At 75.6% G+C, this 15,944-nt stretch carries 15 protein-coding genes; 11 read left to right on the top strand and 4 right to left on the bottom strand.

Going from position 1 to position 15,944, the window contains the following annotated elements; translation table 11 throughout:
• Positions 1–24: 24 nt before the first annotated feature.
• Positions 25–561, bottom strand: a complete 537-nt coding sequence (locus ZF1_RS04945) for a hypothetical protein (protein ID WP_482636603.1) — start codon at positions 559–561, stop codon at positions 25–27.
• Positions 562–813: 252 nt separating this feature from the next.
• On the opposite strand from ZF1_RS04945, the gene ZF1_RS04940 reads away from it, so the two are divergent.
• The 3 genes from ZF1_RS04940 to ZF1_RS04930 all read left to right on the top strand — a co-directional run bounded on the left by ZF1_RS04940 (position 814) and on the right by ZF1_RS04930 (position 4,015).
• Positions 814–2,409, top strand: coding sequence for a DNA recombination protein RmuC (locus ZF1_RS04940; protein WP_482636602.1), 1,596 nt, complete (start codon positions 814–816; stop codon positions 2,407–2,409).
• 4 nt (positions 2,410–2,413) lie between these two features.
• The gene (locus ZF1_RS04935; RefSeq protein WP_482636601.1) at positions 2,414–3,274 is read left to right on the top strand and encodes a DUF6542 domain-containing protein; all 861 of its coding nucleotides are present in this window, start codon (positions 2,414–2,416) and stop codon (positions 3,272–3,274) included.
• Positions 3,275–3,466: 192 nt separating this feature from the next.
• A complete protein-coding gene (locus ZF1_RS04930) occupies positions 3,467–4,015 on the top strand; it encodes a L,D-transpeptidase (RefSeq protein ID WP_062400384.1) in 549 nt (182 codons plus the stop codon).
• 70 nt (positions 4,016–4,085) lie between these two features.
• On the opposite strand, the gene ZF1_RS04925 is transcribed toward ZF1_RS04930, so the two are convergent.
• Entirely contained in the window at positions 4,086–5,063 is a 978-nt protein-coding gene (locus ZF1_RS04925; RefSeq protein ID WP_178374368.1) for a 4-hydroxy-3-methylbut-2-enyl diphosphate reductase, read from the bottom strand.
• A gap of 113 nt (positions 5,064–5,176) precedes the next feature.
• Between ZF1_RS04925 and ZF1_RS04920 the strand changes: the two genes are divergently transcribed.
• From ZF1_RS04920 to ZF1_RS04905, 4 genes are all read left to right on the top strand, one after another.
• Positions 5,177–5,791 carry a lipid droplet-associated protein gene (locus tag ZF1_RS04920; RefSeq protein ID WP_476653872.1) on the top strand — a complete coding sequence of 205 codons (615 nt, stop codon included), beginning with the start codon at positions 5,177–5,179 and terminating at the stop codon, positions 5,789–5,791.
• Positions 5,788–7,026 carry an exodeoxyribonuclease VII large subunit gene (gene xseA / locus ZF1_RS04915; RefSeq protein ID WP_482636600.1) on the top strand — a complete coding sequence of 413 codons (1,239 nt, stop codon included), beginning with the start codon at positions 5,788–5,790 and terminating at the stop codon, positions 7,024–7,026. Before ZF1_RS04920 ends, xseA begins: the two co-directional genes overlap by 4 nt.
• Complete coding sequence (locus ZF1_RS04910; RefSeq protein ID WP_178374371.1) at positions 7,026–7,250, top strand: exodeoxyribonuclease VII small subunit; 225 nt, start codon at positions 7,026–7,028, stop codon at positions 7,248–7,250. The genes xseA and ZF1_RS04910 overlap by 1 nt, the downstream gene beginning before the upstream one ends.
• A 228-nt stretch (positions 7,251–7,478) precedes the next feature.
• On the top strand, positions 7,479–8,648 hold the full coding sequence (locus ZF1_RS04905; RefSeq protein WP_482636599.1) for an alpha/beta hydrolase family protein: 1,170 nt from the start codon (positions 7,479–7,481) through the stop codon (positions 8,646–8,648).
• Between the two features lie 75 nt (positions 8,649–8,723).
• Here the strand turns inward: ZF1_RS04905 and ZF1_RS04900 are convergent, their stop codons facing one another.
• A complete protein-coding gene (locus ZF1_RS04900; protein ID WP_482636598.1) occupies positions 8,724–9,569 on the bottom strand; it encodes a DUF4245 domain-containing protein in 846 nt (281 codons plus the stop codon).
• A 217-nt stretch (positions 9,570–9,786) separates the two neighbouring features.
• Here ZF1_RS04900 and glpX point away from each other — a divergent pair, with 217 nt between their 5' ends.
• The 4 genes from glpX to ZF1_RS04880 all read left to right on the top strand — a co-directional run bounded on the left by glpX (position 9,787) and on the right by ZF1_RS04880 (position 15,231).
• Positions 9,787–10,773 (top strand): class II fructose-bisphosphatase, encoded by a 987-nt coding sequence (glpX, locus tag ZF1_RS04895; RefSeq protein WP_178374467.1) that lies wholly within the window; start codon positions 9,787–9,789, stop codon positions 10,771–10,773.
• 54 nt (positions 10,774–10,827) lie between these two features.
• On the top strand, positions 10,828–12,228 hold the full coding sequence (locus ZF1_RS04890) for a class II fumarate hydratase (RefSeq protein WP_405419278.1): 1,401 nt from the start codon (positions 10,828–10,830) through the stop codon (positions 12,226–12,228).
• 138 nt (positions 12,229–12,366) lie between these two features.
• Positions 12,367–13,656, top strand: coding sequence for an EAL domain-containing protein (locus ZF1_RS04885; RefSeq protein WP_482636597.1), 1,290 nt, complete (start codon positions 12,367–12,369; stop codon positions 13,654–13,656).
• Between the two features lie 45 nt (positions 13,657–13,701).
• Positions 13,702–15,231: an ATP-dependent DNA ligase gene (locus tag ZF1_RS04880; protein ID WP_482636596.1), complete on the top strand. Its 1,530-nt coding sequence runs from the start codon at positions 13,702–13,704 to the stop codon at positions 15,229–15,231.
• Here ZF1_RS04880 and ZF1_RS04875 read toward each other — a convergent pair.
• Positions 15,162–15,938 (bottom strand): UTRA domain-containing protein, encoded by a 777-nt coding sequence (locus ZF1_RS04875; protein WP_482636595.1) that lies wholly within the window; start codon positions 15,936–15,938, stop codon positions 15,162–15,164. The two genes, ZF1_RS04880 and ZF1_RS04875, sit on opposite strands and share 70 nt — an antisense overlap.
• Positions 15,939–15,944: the final 6 nt, after the last annotated feature.

Genomic DNA, 15,944 nt, shown 5'->3' with positions numbered 1-15,944 from the left:
CGTGTCCGGTGGTCCCGCCCCGGGTCAGCGCTCGGTGACCGGCCCGACCTGGATGCCGGCGTCGACGCCGATCGGTCCGCGGGCCAGGAAGCTACCCGGGATGTCACCGCCGGGACCGTGCAGCGAGAACTGCAGCTCGTTCGCCCGGGCGGGTCCGGCGGAGTCGCGGACCTGCACGTCGAACTGCACGGGCTCGCCCGGCCCGAACCCGACGGCGCGGGTCTGGTCGCCGTAGGGCACCGCGACCTCGGAGGCGCGCGGCGAGCCGTTCAGGCTGAACACCAGGTCCGACGGCGATCCGGACAGCAGGCACGGCGACGTGCCGGGGGCCGCACTGAGCACGACCGTGTAGTGACGGTGTCCGGCGCTGCCCGGGGCCGGGTGGATCGTCGCCTGCTGGTTCGCCGGGCGGCAGGCACTGGGCGCCGGGTCCCCCGCCGGCGTCGCGGGTGCGGCCGAGGCGACCCCGGCCGGGACGAGCACGGACGCGGCGGCGACCGCCAGGGCGGCGGTGGTCGTGGCGGCCGTACGGCCGATGGTGCGGGCGAGTCGGGTGGTCATCACAGGTACCTCTCTCACTCTCGCGGTGCGCCCGGGCCCCCCGGCCCGGACCGTCGGGCCCCCGAAGGTCCGACACCGGGAAAGACGTGTGCATCGCGAACCGGTTCGCCCGGCGTGGCATCCGCCTCGCCGGGGCAACCCGGCCGGCCGCCGGCCGTCCCCCGTGCGTGCCCGTGCGAGACACCCGGCTCCGGACACGCCGCTGAGCTGCGGCGACGCGGAACTGTCGGGGGCGCGGTGCACGCTGCGGGGGTGGACGTCCTCAGCCTGCTCCTCGGATCGCTGCTCGGTGCGGCGGTCGCCGCCGCCGTGGTCCGGTCGGTGGTCGCCGCCCGGTTCCGGGCCGAGGCGGCCGAGGCGGCCCGGGCCGCCGCGAACACCGCCGCCACCACCCGGGCCGACGCGGCGGGCCTGCGCGCCGAGCGCGCCGCGCTGCTCGAACGGGTCGAGGAGCTGCACGAGTCCCTCGACGACGCGACGATCCGCGCCCGGCGGGCCGAGTCCGACGCCGCGGGAGCCACCGCCGCGCTGCGCGCCGAGCGGGAGGCCCGGGCCGGGGCCGAGGCCGCGACGGTGCGCCGCGAGGCCGAGCTGAAGGACTCCTTCGCCGCGCTGTCGCAGGACGCGCTGGCCCGTAACAACGAGGCGTTCGTGGCGCTGGCGGAGAGCAGGCTCAAGGAGGCGACCGCCGCGCTCGCGGCGAAGGCCGACGGCGACCAGGCCGCCCGCGCGAAGGCCGTCGAGCAGCTGCTCGATCCGGTCTCGGCGGCGCTGGGCCGGGTCGAGGGGCAGCTGCGGACGGTGGAGAAGGAGCGCGAGTCCGCCTACGCCGGGCTCCGCGAGCAGGTCAGGGCGATGGCGGCGAGCTCGGACAAGCTCGGCACCGAGACGAAGGCGCTGGTCAACGCGCTGCGGGCACCGCAGGTGCGGGGCCGGTGGGGCGAGATGCAGCTGCAGCGGGTCGCGGAGATGGCCGGGATGCTCGAGCACTGCGACTTCTCCACCCAGGTGTCCGCCGCCGGGGAGGACGGCGGGGTCCGCCCGGACATGCTGGTCCGGCTCGCGGGCGGCAAGCAGGTCGTCGTCGACGCGAAGGTGCCGTTCGCGGCCTACCTGCAGGCGGTCGAGGCCTCGGACCCGGACGTGCACACCGAACGGCTCGCGGCGCACGCCCGGCAGCTGCGCACGCACGTGGACCAGCTCTCGGCCAAGGCCTACTGGGAGTCGTTCGAGCCGACACCGGAGTTCGTGGTGCTGTTCGTGCCGGGCGACCCCTTCCTGGAGGCGGCGCTGCGCTCGGACCCGGGGCTGCTGGAGTACGCCTTCGGCCGCAACGTCGTGCTCTCGACGCCGACCACCCTCGTCGCGCTGCTGCGCACCGTCGCCTACGGCTGGAAGCAGGAGGCCCTGGCCCGCAACGCCGCCCAGGTGCACCGGCTCGGGCGCGAGCTGCACGGGCGCCTCGCGACGATGGGCACGCACGTCGCGAAGCTCGGCCGCAGCCTGGACGCGGTGGTGGACAGCTACAACCGGACCGTCTCCTCGCTGGAGGCGCGCGTCCTGGTGAGCGCCCGCAAGTTCACCGAGCTGCAGGTGTCCGACACGGAGCTGGGCACCCCCGCGACGGTCGACCGGACCCCGCGCGGCGTCTCCGCGCCCGAGCTGGTCGCCTCGGCCGGGGACTCGCTGGTGTCCCTGGAGGACCTCGGGCGGCCCGACCACCACCGGCCGGACGGCACCCGATCCGGCGGTGGCCGACCCGACGGCGCACATCCGGGCACGTTCGGCGACGGCGACACGGCTCGCGACGAGGGGGCGGGGACACCGTGGCGGGAGGGGTTAGGCTGACCGGGTGACCACGGCCCGATCGACTTCGGCCCGCCGGCCCGGCCGGGGGTCCGCCCCCGCGCGCGGCGGCTGGCCGGTGCGTGAGCGGTCCCTGCTCCCCCCGGTGCTCGGCATCCCGCCGCTCGCGGCGACCGGTCTGGCCGTCGGCACCACCGCCCTCGGGGTCCTGGTGGACCTGCTGCGGATCGGCACCGTCGGCCGGGTGTTCGAGGTCTGCTATCTGCTCGGCTGCGTCCTCGCGGTGTCCTGGGTCCGCCGGCGCGGGCTGTTCCTCCCGACCGTGCAGCCGCCGCTGCTGCTCGCCGTCGTCGTACCGCTGGTCGCGGTGCTGATCGGCGCCCCGTCCGGCGGCGGCACGGCGCAGAGCCTGCTCATGGCGGGCGCCCCGCTGATCAACGCGTTCCCGGCGATGGCGGTGACGACGCTGGTCGTCCTGCTCGTCGCCGGTCTGCGCGTGCTGCGCCAGCGTCTCGGCCCGGACGACGCCGTCGGGCGGCTGCGGCAGCGACTGGGCCGCGACCCGGGCGGGTACGACCCCGACGGTCCCGGCGGACGGACCCGGGCACCGCGCGGCACCGGCACCGCGACGACGACCGCGGCCCGCTCCCGCACCACCGGCACCGCCCGCACCGGCTCGACGACCGGCACCGCCCGCACCGGATCGGTCCGCACCGGGAGCGCCGGTCGCACCGGGTCCACCGGGCGCACCGGGTCCACCGGCACCGGGGTCTCCCGCACCGGCTCCGCAGCGCGCTCCACCGGGATCGCGCGCTCCGGCTCCGCGCGCGCCGACTCCTCCCGCTCCGACCCCTCCCGTGGGTCGACACGCGGCGCGACCGGCCGGACACGCCGCGACACCCGCTGACCGCCACCCGGCGCAGCCACGGTCGTCCGGACGCATCCGCCCAGGTGGACGGCCGGAACGTACCCCGCAGAACGCCCGGGTGACGACGGATCGGACAATGGGAGCAACCCACTGCCCTCCCGAGCGTCTTCCCATCGGGGGCACGGCGTGACCCCGCCGCTCCCCGACGCACGCCGGACCCACTGGAGAGCCATGTCGACCACCCGCAGCCCCCGCAGGACACGACCCGCGATCGTCGTCGCGCTGGTCGCCGCGGCCGTCGCGCTGATCGGCGTCGGCACCGCGATCGCCGGGACCCCGGCCGCGCAGGCCTTCCGGGACCAGCCGCTCGTCGCGGGCACCCCGTGCACCGTCACGGCCCGCGCCTGCGTCGACCTCGACACCCAGCGCTCCTGGCTGTTCACCGACGGGAAGATCACCCACGGGCCCGTCCCGGTCGCCATCGGCGGCCCGGGCAAGGAGACCCCGGTCGGCCACTCCCTGCGGGTCTACCGCAAGGAGCAGCTGCACAAGAGCGGCGAGTACACGATGACCAACGGCGAGCCCGCCCCGATGCCGTGGGCGGTGTTCTTCCAGGACGGCGGCATCGCCTTCCACGAGGGCCGCACCGACACCCCGTCGGCGGGCTGCGTCCGGCTCACCCCGGAGAACGCGAAGCTCTGGTTCGACACCCTGCAGATCGGCGACCAGGTGCAGGTGGTGTCGGCCAAGCAGGTCCAGGCGGACCGCGCCGCGGGCTGATCCCCCGCCCCGTACACACGTGAGGCCCCGGACCGGGTCGGTCCGGGGCCTCCGTCGTGTGTGCCGCGGGTCAGTTCACCGGGGTCAGGCCCAGCGACCGGCCGCGCGGCGGGCGCAGCTCGCGGGGCAGCGAGAAGGTCAGCGTCTCCTCGGCGGTGTCGACCTCCTCGACCGAGCCGAAGCCGCGCTCGGCGAGGTACTCGACGACACCCTGCACGAGGATCTCCGGAACCGACGCACCGCTGGTGATCCCGACCGTCGTGACGCCGTCGAGCCAGGACTCGTCGATCTCGCGGGCGTAGTCGATCAGGTACGAGGCACCGGCCCCGGCGCCCAGTGCGACCTCGACCAGGCGCACCGAGTTCGACGAGTTCCGCGACCCGACGACCAGCACCAGGTCGCAGCGCGGCGCCATCGTCTTCACCGCGACCTGGCGGTTCTGCGTGGCGTAGCAGATGTCGTCCGACGGCGGGTTCTGCAGCTTCGGGAACCGTTCGCGCAGCGCACGGACGGTGTCCATCGTCTCGTCGACGCTCAGCGTGGTCTGCGACAGCCACACGACCCGCTCCGGGTCGCGGACGGTCACGGAGTCGACGTCGGCGGCGGACTCGACGAGCTGGATGTGCTGCGGCGCCTCACCGGAGGTCCCCTCGACCTCCTCGTGCCCGGCGTGCCCGACGAGCAGGATGTCGTAGTCCTCGCGGGCGAACCGCTTCGCCTCCTGGTGGACCTTGGTCACCAGCGGGCAGGTCGCGTCGATGGTCTGCAGGTTCCGGCCCGCGGCCTCGTCGCGGACCGCGGGCGAGACGCCGTGCGCGGAGAACACCACGTGCGCGCCCTCCGGAACCTCCGACGCCTCGTCGACGAAGATCGCACCGCGCTCGCGCAGCGTCTCCACCACGTGCTTGTTGTGCACGATCTCCTTGCGGACGTACACGGGGGCGCCGTACTGGTCGAGCGCCTGCTCCACCGCCTCGACGGCACGGTCGACGCCCGCGCAGTAGCCGCGGGGCTTGGCGAGCAGGACCTGCTTGGCAGAACCGGACATGGCCCCCAGGGTACGGACCGGCCCGGGAGCGGGCAGCCGTACGTGACCGGCCCGACCGGCTCCCGGCGCGCCCGGCGCGACAGGCGGCCGCGGATCAGGGGACAATGGCGTGCATGTCTCCGCTGCCGTTCCCCGTGCGGATCGCCGCCGGCCTCGTCGTGACCGCCGTCGAGCAGGCCCGAGAGCTGCCGCGGCACGCCGTCGAGCTGCCGGTGACCGCGGTCAGCCAGGCGCTGCAGGTGTCCATGCGGCTCCAGCAGCGGATCACCGAGCTGGCCATCAAGGGCGACCGCGCGCTGGGCACACTGCGGCCCGCCGACGACATCCCCAGCTGGGCGACCTTCGACGACGACCTGGCCGACGGCGCCGACCTCTCGCTGCCCGACCCGGAGCCGATCGCCCCGCCGCTGCCGCCCGCCGCTCCCCCGGCCGGGCGCAACGGCACCGTGTCGTCGCTGCGGCCCGCCCGCACCGGCATCCCGATCGACCGGTCGCCCGCGTCGCCGCGTCCGGCGTCGGCGTCGAACCGGGCCGAGGCGAGTGCGGCCGCGCCCGCCGCGCTGCCCGAGTACCCGACGATGACCGTGCCCCAGCTGCGCGGCAAGCTCCGCACGCTGAGCCTCGACGACCTCGCGGACCTCCTCGCCTGGGAGACCGCGCACGAGAACCGGCCGCCGTACGTCACGATGCTGACGAACCGGATCGCGACGGTGTCCGAGAACCGTTGAGCGCCACGACCTCCGAGGAGGCCCCGTGGCCGGTCCGCACGGTCGCCCGCAAGATCGCCGAGTGGGTCGACCGGCTCGGCGCGGTGTGGGTCGAGGGCCAGCTCGCGCAGGTCAACGCCCGCTCCGGGACCGCGTTCCTGACCCTGCGTGACCCGGCCGCGGACATCTCCCTGCAGCTGACGGCGCCGTCGTCGCTCGTGCGCGACGCCGGCGGCGCCGTGACCGAGGGCAGCCGGGTGATCGTGCACGGCAAGCCGTCGTTCTACCTGGGGCGCGGCACGCTGTCGCTGCGCGTCGACCGGATCCGCGCGGTCGGGCTCGGCGAGCTGCTGGCCCGGATCGAGCGGCTGCGCAGGCTGCTCGCCGCCGAGGGGTTGTTCGACCCGGCCCTCAAGCGGCGCCCGCCGCTGCTCCCGCACACCATCGGCCTCGTCACCGGGCGCGACTCGGCGGCCGAGCACGACGTCGTCCGCAACGCGACCTCGCGCTGGCCCGCGGTGCGGTTCCGGATCGAGAACGTCGCGGTGCAGGGCGGGCTCGCCGTCGAGCAGGTCGTCGGCGCGCTGCGGGCCCTCGACCGGGACCCGGACGTCGAGGTCATAGTGCTCGCCCGCGGTGGCGGCAGCGTCGAGGACCTGCTGCCCTTCTCCGACGAGACGCTGTGCCGCGCCGTCGCCGCCTGCCGGACCCCGGTCGTGTCGGCCATCGGGCACGAGCCGGACACCCCGCTGGTCGACCACGTCGCCGACGTGCGCTGTTCCACCCCCACCGAGGCCGGACGCAGCCTGGTGCCCGACCTCGCCGAGGAGACCGCGCGGATCTCCGGGCTGCGCGACCGGGCCCGCCGCGCGCTGCACGGCTGGGTCGACCGGGAGCAGCACCGCCTCGACGACCTGCGACGACGGCCGGTGCTGGCCGACCCGCTGCGCATGGTCACCTCCCGGGAGGGCGAGATCGCCGACGCCCGCGCCGCCGCCCACCGCGCGGTGCTGCGCCGGCTGGACCGGTCGTCGTCGGAGCTGGAGCACCTGGGTGCCCGGCTCGCCGCGCTCGGCCCGACCGCGACCCTGGCCCGCGGCTACGCGATCGTGCAGCTCGCCGACCGCACCGACGACGACGTGCCCCCGCTGCTGCGGTCGGTCGCCGACGCGCCCGCCGGCACCGGCCTGCGGATCCGGGTCGCCGACGGCGCCGTCGCCGCCACCGTGACCACCACCCCCGACCCGGAGACCTGATGAGCGACCGACCGGCAGTGGAGACCCTGGGCTACGAGAAGGCCCGCGACGAGCTGGTGGAGGTCGTGCGCGCGCTGGAGGTCGGCGGCCTCGGCCTGGACGAGTCCGTCGCACTGTGGGAGCGCGGCGAGGCCCTGGCCAAGCGCTGCGACGCCCAGCTCGCCGGCGCCCGCACCCGCATCGAGGAGAAGCTGGCCGAGGCGGAACGCGACCCCGACTCCTGACGCCGTCCCGCCGGCACACGGTCGGGATGCCGGCGCCGGCAGGCCACCCGCGGCGACGACCACGGCCCCGTCCGTCGAGCCGGGCGACGATCCGGGACCCGGCACGCCGGGCCACGTCGTGTGCCCGGCGGCCACGCGCCCGCACCCACCCCTGGACATCGTCCCCGGTCCTGCCTACCGTTCAAACGGAACGATACCGTTTCGTTCCATTGGACACCGGAGGTGGCGATGAAGTTCCTCTTCGACGACGAGTCCTTCTCCTTCGAGGCGCTGCGCGCGGCCGGCTACGCGGCCTACGCCGGCGCCGACCTCGGCGAGGTCCTGGTGACCTGCCGGGACATCCCGGAGGGCGACCATGACGCCTGGTCGACGCGATGGGCCGCGACCGCGGCGCAGGTCGAGCTCATCGGTCGCGACGCGCAGGCGGCCGGTCACCCGGTGAGCGCCCGGGAGGCCCTGCTGCGTGCGTCGAACTACTACCGGACCGCTGACTTCTACCGGCGCGAGAACCCCGCGCAGGACACGGAGTCCGCCCGGCTCGCCACCGCGTCGCAGCAGACGTTCGCGGACGCGGTCACCCTCTTCGACACCCCGGTCCGGGCCGTCGAGATCCCCTACGAGGACGTGTCGCTGCCGGGCTACCTGTTCCTGGTCGACGACTCCGGGGCCCGCCGGCCCACCGTGCTCTTCCACGGCGGCTACGACTCCACCCTCGAGGAGGACTACTTCGCGCTCGCGGCCGGCGCACTGCGGCGCGGCTACGACGTCCTGGCCTTCGACGGCCCGGGTCAGGGCCGGAGCCTCCGGGACCGGGGCCTGCACTTCCGCCCGGACTGGGAAGCCGTCGTCACTCCGGCCGTCGACCTCGCCCTCGCCCAGCCCGAGGTCGACCCGGAGCGCCTCACCCTGATCGGCATGAGCCTGGGCGGGTACCTGGCCGCCAGGGCCGCCGCCTTCGAGCCACGGCCGGCCGCCGCGGTGCTGTACGACGGCGTCCACGACTTCCGGCCGGTCGTCGCCGCGATCGGTGACCGCGCTGCAGCGACCCCCGGCGGGCTGGACGCCCTGATGGCCCGGGACACGGGTGCGCGCTGGGCCGTGCTCAACGGGCTGTGGACCTTCGGCGTACGCGACTTCGACGAGCTCCTCGACGCGGCCGGGCCCTACACGATGAACGGGGTCACCGGGCTCATCACGTGCCCGACGCTGGTGCTGGAGGCGGAGAACGACCAGTTCTTCCGGGGACAGCCGCAACGCGTGTACGACGAGCTCACCTCGGTCAAGGAGCTGATCGTGTTCCGCGAGGACGAGGGAGGCGGGGAGCACTGCCACGAGGGGGCGCTCTTGCTGTTCCACCAGCGCACGTTCGACTGGCTCGACACCGTTCTCGGCCGCTGAGGCAGGTCGCGACCGTCCGGAGCCGGGTTCGCCCCGCGCGCCCCGCCGGTGCCGCGTCAGCGTCACCGAGACGGATCAGGATCCTGCGGGCGCGACCGGAGGTGCCTCCACGAGGGCGTCGGCGAGGGTGCGGAACTGCGCGTCCGACGCGGAGCCCGTCACCAGGACGCGGACCTCCGGCCGTCCGGGCAGCGTCGCGATCCGGAAGGGCTCGCCGCCCTCGGCGCCGTAGACCTCCCAGGTCAGACCGCCCGCCTGCACGGTGCCGCGCATCGTCGGCGGGCCGTCGCCGCGTCCCGCGGAACCGGACTCGGTGGCGAGGACACCCTCGACCGAGCCGTCGGTCTGGACCAGGCTCAGGAAGTCCGCGTCGGGGGTGACGAAGCCGATGCGCACCGCGGTGCCGCCGCCCTCCACCGGGCCGCGGTCGGTGGAGTTGACCCGGAACGGGACGTCCGGCAGCCGCAGCGGGAAGGCCGAGCCACGGGCGTACTCGGCGATCCGGGCCGGGGCGTCGACGGTGGGGGCCGACTCGGCGTCCTCGGCCGGGGCGCCGGGCGAGAACGAGCAGGACCCGCCGACCGAGAAGATCAGCAGGGCGACCGGGACGAGGATCAGGCAGGCCCAGATCAGGTCGCGCACCGACGTATCGCCACGGCCGGGCTTGTGCATCGCCTGCGGACCCGCCTCGGGGATCCGGCGGGTCACCGGCGGCGGCTGCGGCCTCCCGGACCGGGCCGCACCCTCGGGCGCGGCGGCCGGGTCCGCCGCCGGAACCGGGTCCGGGCCGGTGCCACCGGCCGTGGCCCGTTCGGCGGCCCCGGCGGTACCGGAGGTGTCGGCCGGGTCCGGGACAGCCGGGGGCCCGGCGGGCTCCGAGGAGTCCGGCGACGGCGTTCCCGGGTCAGGTCGTGCGCTCACGTGTCCATCGTCCCAGGCATGGCGTCGGTCGCTCATCGCTGCTCCCCCGACGTCGGGCGTGCGAGGATCGCCGGGCGCCTCCCCGTACGCCCGTGGGAACCCGGACGAGGGGACGTCGCCGACGAGCACGCCGCCCGTGAATGGAGACGTATCCGTGAGCCAGCCCGCCAGTCCCGCCACCCCCCGCCGTCGTGAGGCGCCCGACCGCAACCTGGCGATGGAGCTGGTCCGGGTCACCGAGGCCGCCGCGATGGCCGCGGGCCGCTGGGTCGGCAAGGGCGACAAGAACGGCGGGGACGGTGCCGCCGTCGACGCCATGCGCCAGCTCATCTCCTCGGTGTCGATGCGCGGCGTCGTCGTCATCGGCGAGGGCGAGAAGGACGAGGCCCCGATGCTGTTCAACGGCGAGGAGGTCGGGAACGGCGAGGGCCCGTTCTGCGACGTCGCCGTCGACCCCATCGACGGCACCACGCTGATGGCCAAGGGCATGCCCAACGCCCTCGCGGTGCTCGCCGTCGCCGAGCGGGACGCCATGTTCGACCCGTCCGCCGTCTTCTACATGGAGAAGATCGCGGTCGGGCCGGAGGCCGCGGACGCCATCGACATCACCGCACCGGTCGCGGAGAACATCCGCCGGGTCGCGCGGGCCAAGGAGATCGACGTCGCCGACGTCACCGTCTGCGTGCTCGACCGCCCCCGCCACGAGCAGATCGTCACCGAGATCCGCGCGGCCGGTGCCCGCATCGCCTTCATCTCCGACGGCGACGTCGCCGGTGCCATCGCCGCCGCGCGTCCCACCTCGGGCGTGGACATGCTCTACGGCGTCGGCGGCACCCCGGAGGGGATCATCACCGCGGCCGCGCTGAAGTGCATGGGCGGCGAGATCCAGGGCCGGCTGTGGCCCAAGGACGACGCCGAGCGCGAGAAGGCCCTCGCCGCGGGCCACGACCTCGACAAGGTCCTGACCACCGCCGAGCTCGTGCGCGGCGAGAACGTCTTCTTCTGCGCCACCGGCATCACCGACGGCCCCCTGCTGCGCGGCGTCCACTACCGGGGTGGCGGGGCGACCACCCAGTCGATCGTGATGCGGTCCAAGTCCGGCACCGTCCGGCTGATCGACGGCTACCACCGTCTCACCAAGCTGCGCGAGTTCTCCTCCGTCGACTTCGACGGCGTCGAGGGCGAGGCCCCGCCGCTGCCGTGAGGTTAGGCTCACTTAACACTGCGGGACGGGTCGCGGAGGAGTAGACCTCAGCCCATGAGCGAGGACTTCCGCATCGAGCACGACACCATGGGCGAGGTCCGGGTCCCCGCCGACGCGCTGTGGCGGGCCCAGACCCAGCGCGCGGTGGAGAACTTCCCGATCTCCGGCCGCGGCCTGGAGCGCGCCCAGATCCGCGCACTCGGCCTGGTCAAGGCGGCCGCGGCCCGGGTGAACGGCGAGCTGGGCGTACTGGACGACGACCGGGCCCGCGCGATCGCCGCGGCCGCCGACGAGGTGGCCGCGGGCGGGCACGACGACCACTTCCCGGTCGACGTCTTCCAGACGGGCTCGGGCACGTCGTCGAACATGAACGCCAACGAGGTGATCGCCTCGCTGGCCGCCCGCGCCGGCACCGACGTGCACCCGAACGACCACGTCAACGCCTCGCAGTCGTCGAACGACGTCTTCCCGACGACCATCCACCTCGCCGCCACCGAGGCGCTGGCGACCGAGGTGGTCCCGGCGCTGCAGCACCTCGAGGCCGCGCTGCGCCGGCGTGCGGCGGACTGGTCGGAGGTCGTGAAGGCCGGCCGCACCCACCTGATGGACGCCGTCCCGATCACCCTCGGCCAGGAGGCCGGCGGCTGGGCCAGCCAGGCCGGCTACGGCGCCGACCGCGTCCGCGACGCGCTCCCCCGCCTCGCCGTCCTGCCGATCGGCGGGACCGCGGTCGGCACCGGGCTGAACGCCCCGGACGGGTTCGGCGCCGCCGTGGTCGCGAAGCTGCGCGAGGCGACCGGCCTGGAGCAGCTCACCGAGGCCACCGACCACATCGAGGCCCAGGGCTCCCGCGACGGCCTGGTCGAGGCCTCCGGCGCGCTGCGCACCGTCGCCGTGTCGCTCTACAAGATCGCCAACGATCTGCGCTGGCTGTCGTCCGGGCCGCGCACCGGGCTGGCCGAGATCCACCTGCCGGACCTGCAGCCGGGCAGCTCGATCATGCCGGGCAAGGTCAACCCGGTGATCTGCGAGGCCACGATGATGGTCTGCGCGCAGGTCATGGGCAACGACGCGACGGTCGGCTTCTCCGGCAGCCAGGGCAACCTGGAGCTGAACGTGATGATGCCGGTGATGGCGCGCAACGTTCTGGAGTCCGCCCGGCTGATCGCGAACGCCGCCCGGCTGCTCGCCGACAAGGTCGTCGACGGCATGGAGGCCGACCTCGAGCGCACCCGCGAGTACGCCGAGTCGTCCCCGTCGATCGTCACCCCGCTGAACTCGAGGATCGGCTACGAGGAGGCGGCGGCCGTCGCGAAGCAGGCACTGAAGGAGCGGAGGACGATCCGCGAGGTCGTGATCGAGCGCGGGCACGTGGCGAACGGGACGCTCACCGAGGACGAGCTGGACCGTGCCCTGGACGTGCTGGCGATGACCCGCGGCGAGAAGCGCTCCTGATCCCGGCTGCGCCCGGTCACCGGCCGGGCGCACCGGGTCAGTCCATCCGCTGTTCACCTCCGCGTCCCCGTTCGGTCCACATCGACGTGACACCGTGTGTGCGTCAGTCGATCACCGTCACCCGAACGGATCCCTCCGATGCCCGACCAGCGCTTCGCGTACGTCCCTGTGCACGATCTGCGCTCCGGTCGCTGCACCGGGGTCGAGGTCGTGCCGCGACTGCACCACGACGCGGTGGCCGTCGCGGCCCGCGACCGCGGCTGGGACGCCCGCCGGATCGCCGAGCTCGACGCGGGCACCGCGGTCTCCGCGGTCGCGTCCGCCCGGTCCTGGGGTGCCGCCGTCCCGGTGCAGGTCGACGTCGCCGCGGACACCGTCCTCCACGCCCGCGGCCGGCTGCGCGCCATGCTCGGCGGCACCTCCGACCCGGTCGCTCCCCTGCTGGAGGTCGGCCCGCCGATCGCCGCGGCCGCACCGGCGGAGCACCTCGTCCTGGCACTGGCCGAGCTGCGGCGCTGGGGGTTCCGGATCGGTCTCGACGGGGCCGGGCGCGCGTTCGGTCCGGAGCTCGTGGCCGCCGTTCGGCCGGATGTGGTGAAGCTCGAGCCGGACCTCTGCGACGGAATGCTCGACACGGGGACCGGTGCCGCCGTCCGTGCCGTGGTCGAGGTGTCCCGCGCGGTCGGGGCGCCGGTCGCCGCGACCGGGGTCCGCGACGCGGCCCGGCTGACGGGGCTGTTCGCGACCGGGATCGCGTTCGCCCAGGGCCCGTTGCTGGGTGGGACGCGCGCCGCGCCCGAGGCCGACCCGGCGACCCGCGCGGAGCTGCTCGGCCTGCTGAGCGCGATGCCACAGCCCGCCGCCGGCCGGACCGCCGCCGTCCGTCCCGTCCCGGGGCGTCCCGGGCCCGGCCACCCGGCGCCGGAGCGCGGCGGGACGCCGGAGCCGGCCGCCACCCCGGTGCCCGTCCCGGCCGGTCCCCCGGTGCGCGGGCTCGCCGTGCCGGCCGTGACCCTGCCCGACGACGCCGTCGGCGACACCGCACGCGAGGCGTTGCGCGCCCGTCCCGACTCGGCCGGGATCGTCCTGGTCGACCGGGCGCACCGGCCGGTCGGCTACCTCGACCGCAGCCGCGTCCTGCTCCAGCTGGCCGGCCGGTTCGGGCACGCGCTGTGGGCCGAGAAGCCGGCGGCCGAGCTGGCGGACCCGCCGCGGACCGTCGACGAGCGGACCCCGCTGCACCGCGCGATGGAGATCGGCCTGTCCGGCGACCCGGCCCGCGGCTACGACGACCTGGTCGTCGTCGCCCCGGACGGCACCTGCCGCGGGGTCGTCCCGGTCGCCGAGCTGTGGCGCCGCGCGATCCTGCCGCCCGCCGCGTCCGGCCCGCGCCCCGTCCCGGTACCGCAGGCCGCGCGCACCGCCTGATCCGACGACGCGCGGACTGTCGGGGGTCGCTGCTTCACTGACCCGGTGCTGTTCACCGACGTCGTCACCACCTCGGCCGCGGTCGGGGCGACCCGCGCGCGCAAGGAGAAGACCGCCGCGCTCGCCGGGCTGCTGCGCACCGCCGCGCCGGCCGAGGTCGTGCCGGTCGTCGCCTGGCTGTCCGGGGTGCCCCGGCAGGGCCGGATCGGGACCGGCTGGCGGACGCTGTCGGGCGTCGACGTGCCGGCCGCGGCGGAGCCGTCGCTGACGGTGGAGCAGGTCGACGCACTGCTCGACGAGCTGGCCGGCACCGCGGGGACCGGCTCGGCGGCCCGGCGCCGCGAGCTGCTCACCGAGCTGTACGGCGCCGCGACCACCGAGGAGCAGCGCTTCCTGCACCGTCTGCTCACCGGCGAGCTGCGCCAGGGCGCGCTGGAGGGGCTGATGGTGGACGCCGTCGCCGCCGCCTCCGGGGTGGCCGCGGCCGCGGTGCGCCGCGCGTTCATGCTGTCCGGCCGGCTGCCGGAGACCGCGGCCACCGCGCTGACCGGCGGGCAGGACGCGCTCGCCGCGGTCGGGCTGGAGGTGGGCAGGCCGGTCCGGCCGATGCTCGCCTCCCCCGGCGACTCGCTCGACGCCGCGCTGGCCGGGCTCGGCACCGACGTCACCGTCGAGCACAAGCTCGACGGCGCCCGCATCCAGGTGCACCGCCGCGGCGACGAGGTGCGGGTGTGGACGCGCACGCTGCGCGAGATCACCGCTCGCGTGCCCGAGCTGGTGGAGCTGGTGCGGGGGATGCCGTGCGACACCGCGGTGCTCGACGGCGAGACCCTCGCCCTCGACGACGACGGCCGCCCCCGCCCGTTCCAGGACACGATGAGCCGGTTCGGCACCGAGGAGCGGGTACCGGACGTCCTGTTGTCGCCGTTCTTCTTCGACCTGCTCCACCTCGACGGCCGTGACCTGGTCGACGAGCCCGCCGAGGTCCGGCTCGACGCGCTCGCCGGGCTGCTCGCCGCGGACACCCACGCCGCGCTGCGGATGCCGGGGGTGCGGCGGCCGTCGCCGGAGCAGGCGGCCGCGGTCCTGTCCGAGGCGCTGTCGGCGGGGCACGAGGGCGTCGTCGTGAAGGACCTGGCCGCGCCGTACGCGGCCGGGCGGCGCGGCAGGGCATGGCAGAAGGTGAAGCCGGTGCACACACTGGACCTGGTGGTGCTGGGCGCCGAGTGGGGCTACGGGCGGCGGACCGGGTCGCTGTCGAACATCCACCTCGGCGCCCGCGACCCGGACGGCGGGGAGCCGGTGATGGTCGGCAAGACGTTCAAGGGGATGACCGACGAGCTGCTGGCCTGGCAGACCGCGACCTTCCCGGAGTACGAGACGGCGCGCGAGCCGGGCGTGGTGCATCTGCGACCCGAGCTCGTCGTCGAGATCGCGCTCGACGGCGCGCAGCGCAGCACCCGCTACCCGGGCGGGGTCGCGCTGCGCTTCGCCCGGGTGCTGCGCTACCGCCCGGACAAGACCCCGGCCGAGGCCGACTCGCTCGACGCGGTGCGGGCGCTGCTGTCGGGCTGAGCGGCCGCGGCGCCGTCGCGGGCCGCGGGCACCGACCCGGCCGGGTCGGCACGCAGCACGCTGACCGCGAGGACGCGGCCGTCGTCACCGGTCAGGGTCCGTTCGGCGCCCAGCAGCGGCGTGCCGGCGGCGACACCGAGCAGCGCCGCGGAGTCCGGGTCGGCCGGCACCGGCCCGGAGCGGGTGCCCGCCGACGCCGGGCGCAGCCCGGCCTCGCACAGCTGCCGGTCGAAGGGGCCGGTCCCGGGCACCGCGAGCAGCCGCGCCGCGGCCGTGGTCGTCACGTAGTGGGTCTCCAGCACCGCGCCGCCACCGGCCGTGGCCGAGACGCACTCGGTGCGCAGGCACGGTGCCCCGACCGGCACGCCGAGCCAGTCGGCGAGCACGTCGGGCGCGGCGATCCCGGTGCGTTCCAGCCAGCGCGGGACCCGGGCGCCCGTGCCCGTGACGGCGGTCCGGCCGGGGTAGTGCGGGCGGGCGACGATCCGGTGCGCGGTCGGCCCGGGCCGCAGCAGCCCCTCCTCGCGGAGCAGCCCCAGCGCGGCACGGACGGCGCTGCGCGGTACACCGTGGCCGACCATCAGCTCGTCCTCGCCGGGGAGCAGGTCCCCGGGGCGCCCGCGCCCGGCCACGGCGATGCGCAGCAGGTCCCGGAGCCGGCGTACGTCGGCAGCACGCACACGGGGGTTCGGCGACGGCACCGGCATGTACCC

The sequence above is a fragment of the Pseudonocardia sp. ZF1 genome (assembly GCF_056835605.1).
Note: the sequence above shows the minus strand (reverse complement) of the source record. Positions and strands in the feature narration are given on the sequence as shown.

Excerpts from the sequence above, each read along its gene's own strand:
- ZF1_RS04930 (WP_062400384.1), top strand. The coding sequence starts at position 3,467 with ATGTCGACCACCCGCAGCCCCCGCAGGACACGACCCGCGATCGTCGTC.
- ZF1_RS04920 (WP_476653872.1), top strand. The coding sequence starts at position 5,177 with ATGTCTCCGCTGCCGTTCCCCGTGCGGATCGCCGCCGGCCTCGTCGTG.
- ZF1_RS04945 (WP_482636603.1), bottom strand. The coding sequence starts at position 561 with ATGACCACCCGACTCGCCCGCACCATCGGCCGTACGGCCGCCACGACC.
- ZF1_RS04885 (WP_482636597.1), top strand. The coding sequence starts at position 12,367 with ATGCCCGACCAGCGCTTCGCGTACGTCCCTGTGCACGATCTGCGCTCC.
- ZF1_RS04875 (WP_482636595.1), bottom strand. The coding sequence starts at position 15,938 with ATGCCGGTGCCGTCGCCGAACCCCCGTGTGCGTGCTGCCGACGTACGC.
- ZF1_RS04890 (WP_405419278.1), top strand. The coding sequence starts at position 10,828 with ATGAGCGAGGACTTCCGCATCGAGCACGACACCATGGGCGAGGTCCGG.
- ZF1_RS04925 (WP_178374368.1), bottom strand. The coding sequence starts at position 5,063 with ATGTCCGGTTCTGCCAAGCAGGTCCTGCTCGCCAAGCCCCGCGGCTAC.
- ZF1_RS04910 (WP_178374371.1), top strand. The coding sequence starts at position 7,026 with ATGAGCGACCGACCGGCAGTGGAGACCCTGGGCTACGAGAAGGCCCGC.
- ZF1_RS04905 (WP_482636599.1), top strand. The coding sequence starts at position 7,479 with ATGAAGTTCCTCTTCGACGACGAGTCCTTCTCCTTCGAGGCGCTGCGC.
- glpX (WP_178374467.1), top strand. The coding sequence starts at position 9,787 with ATGGAGCTGGTCCGGGTCACCGAGGCCGCCGCGATGGCCGCGGGCCGC.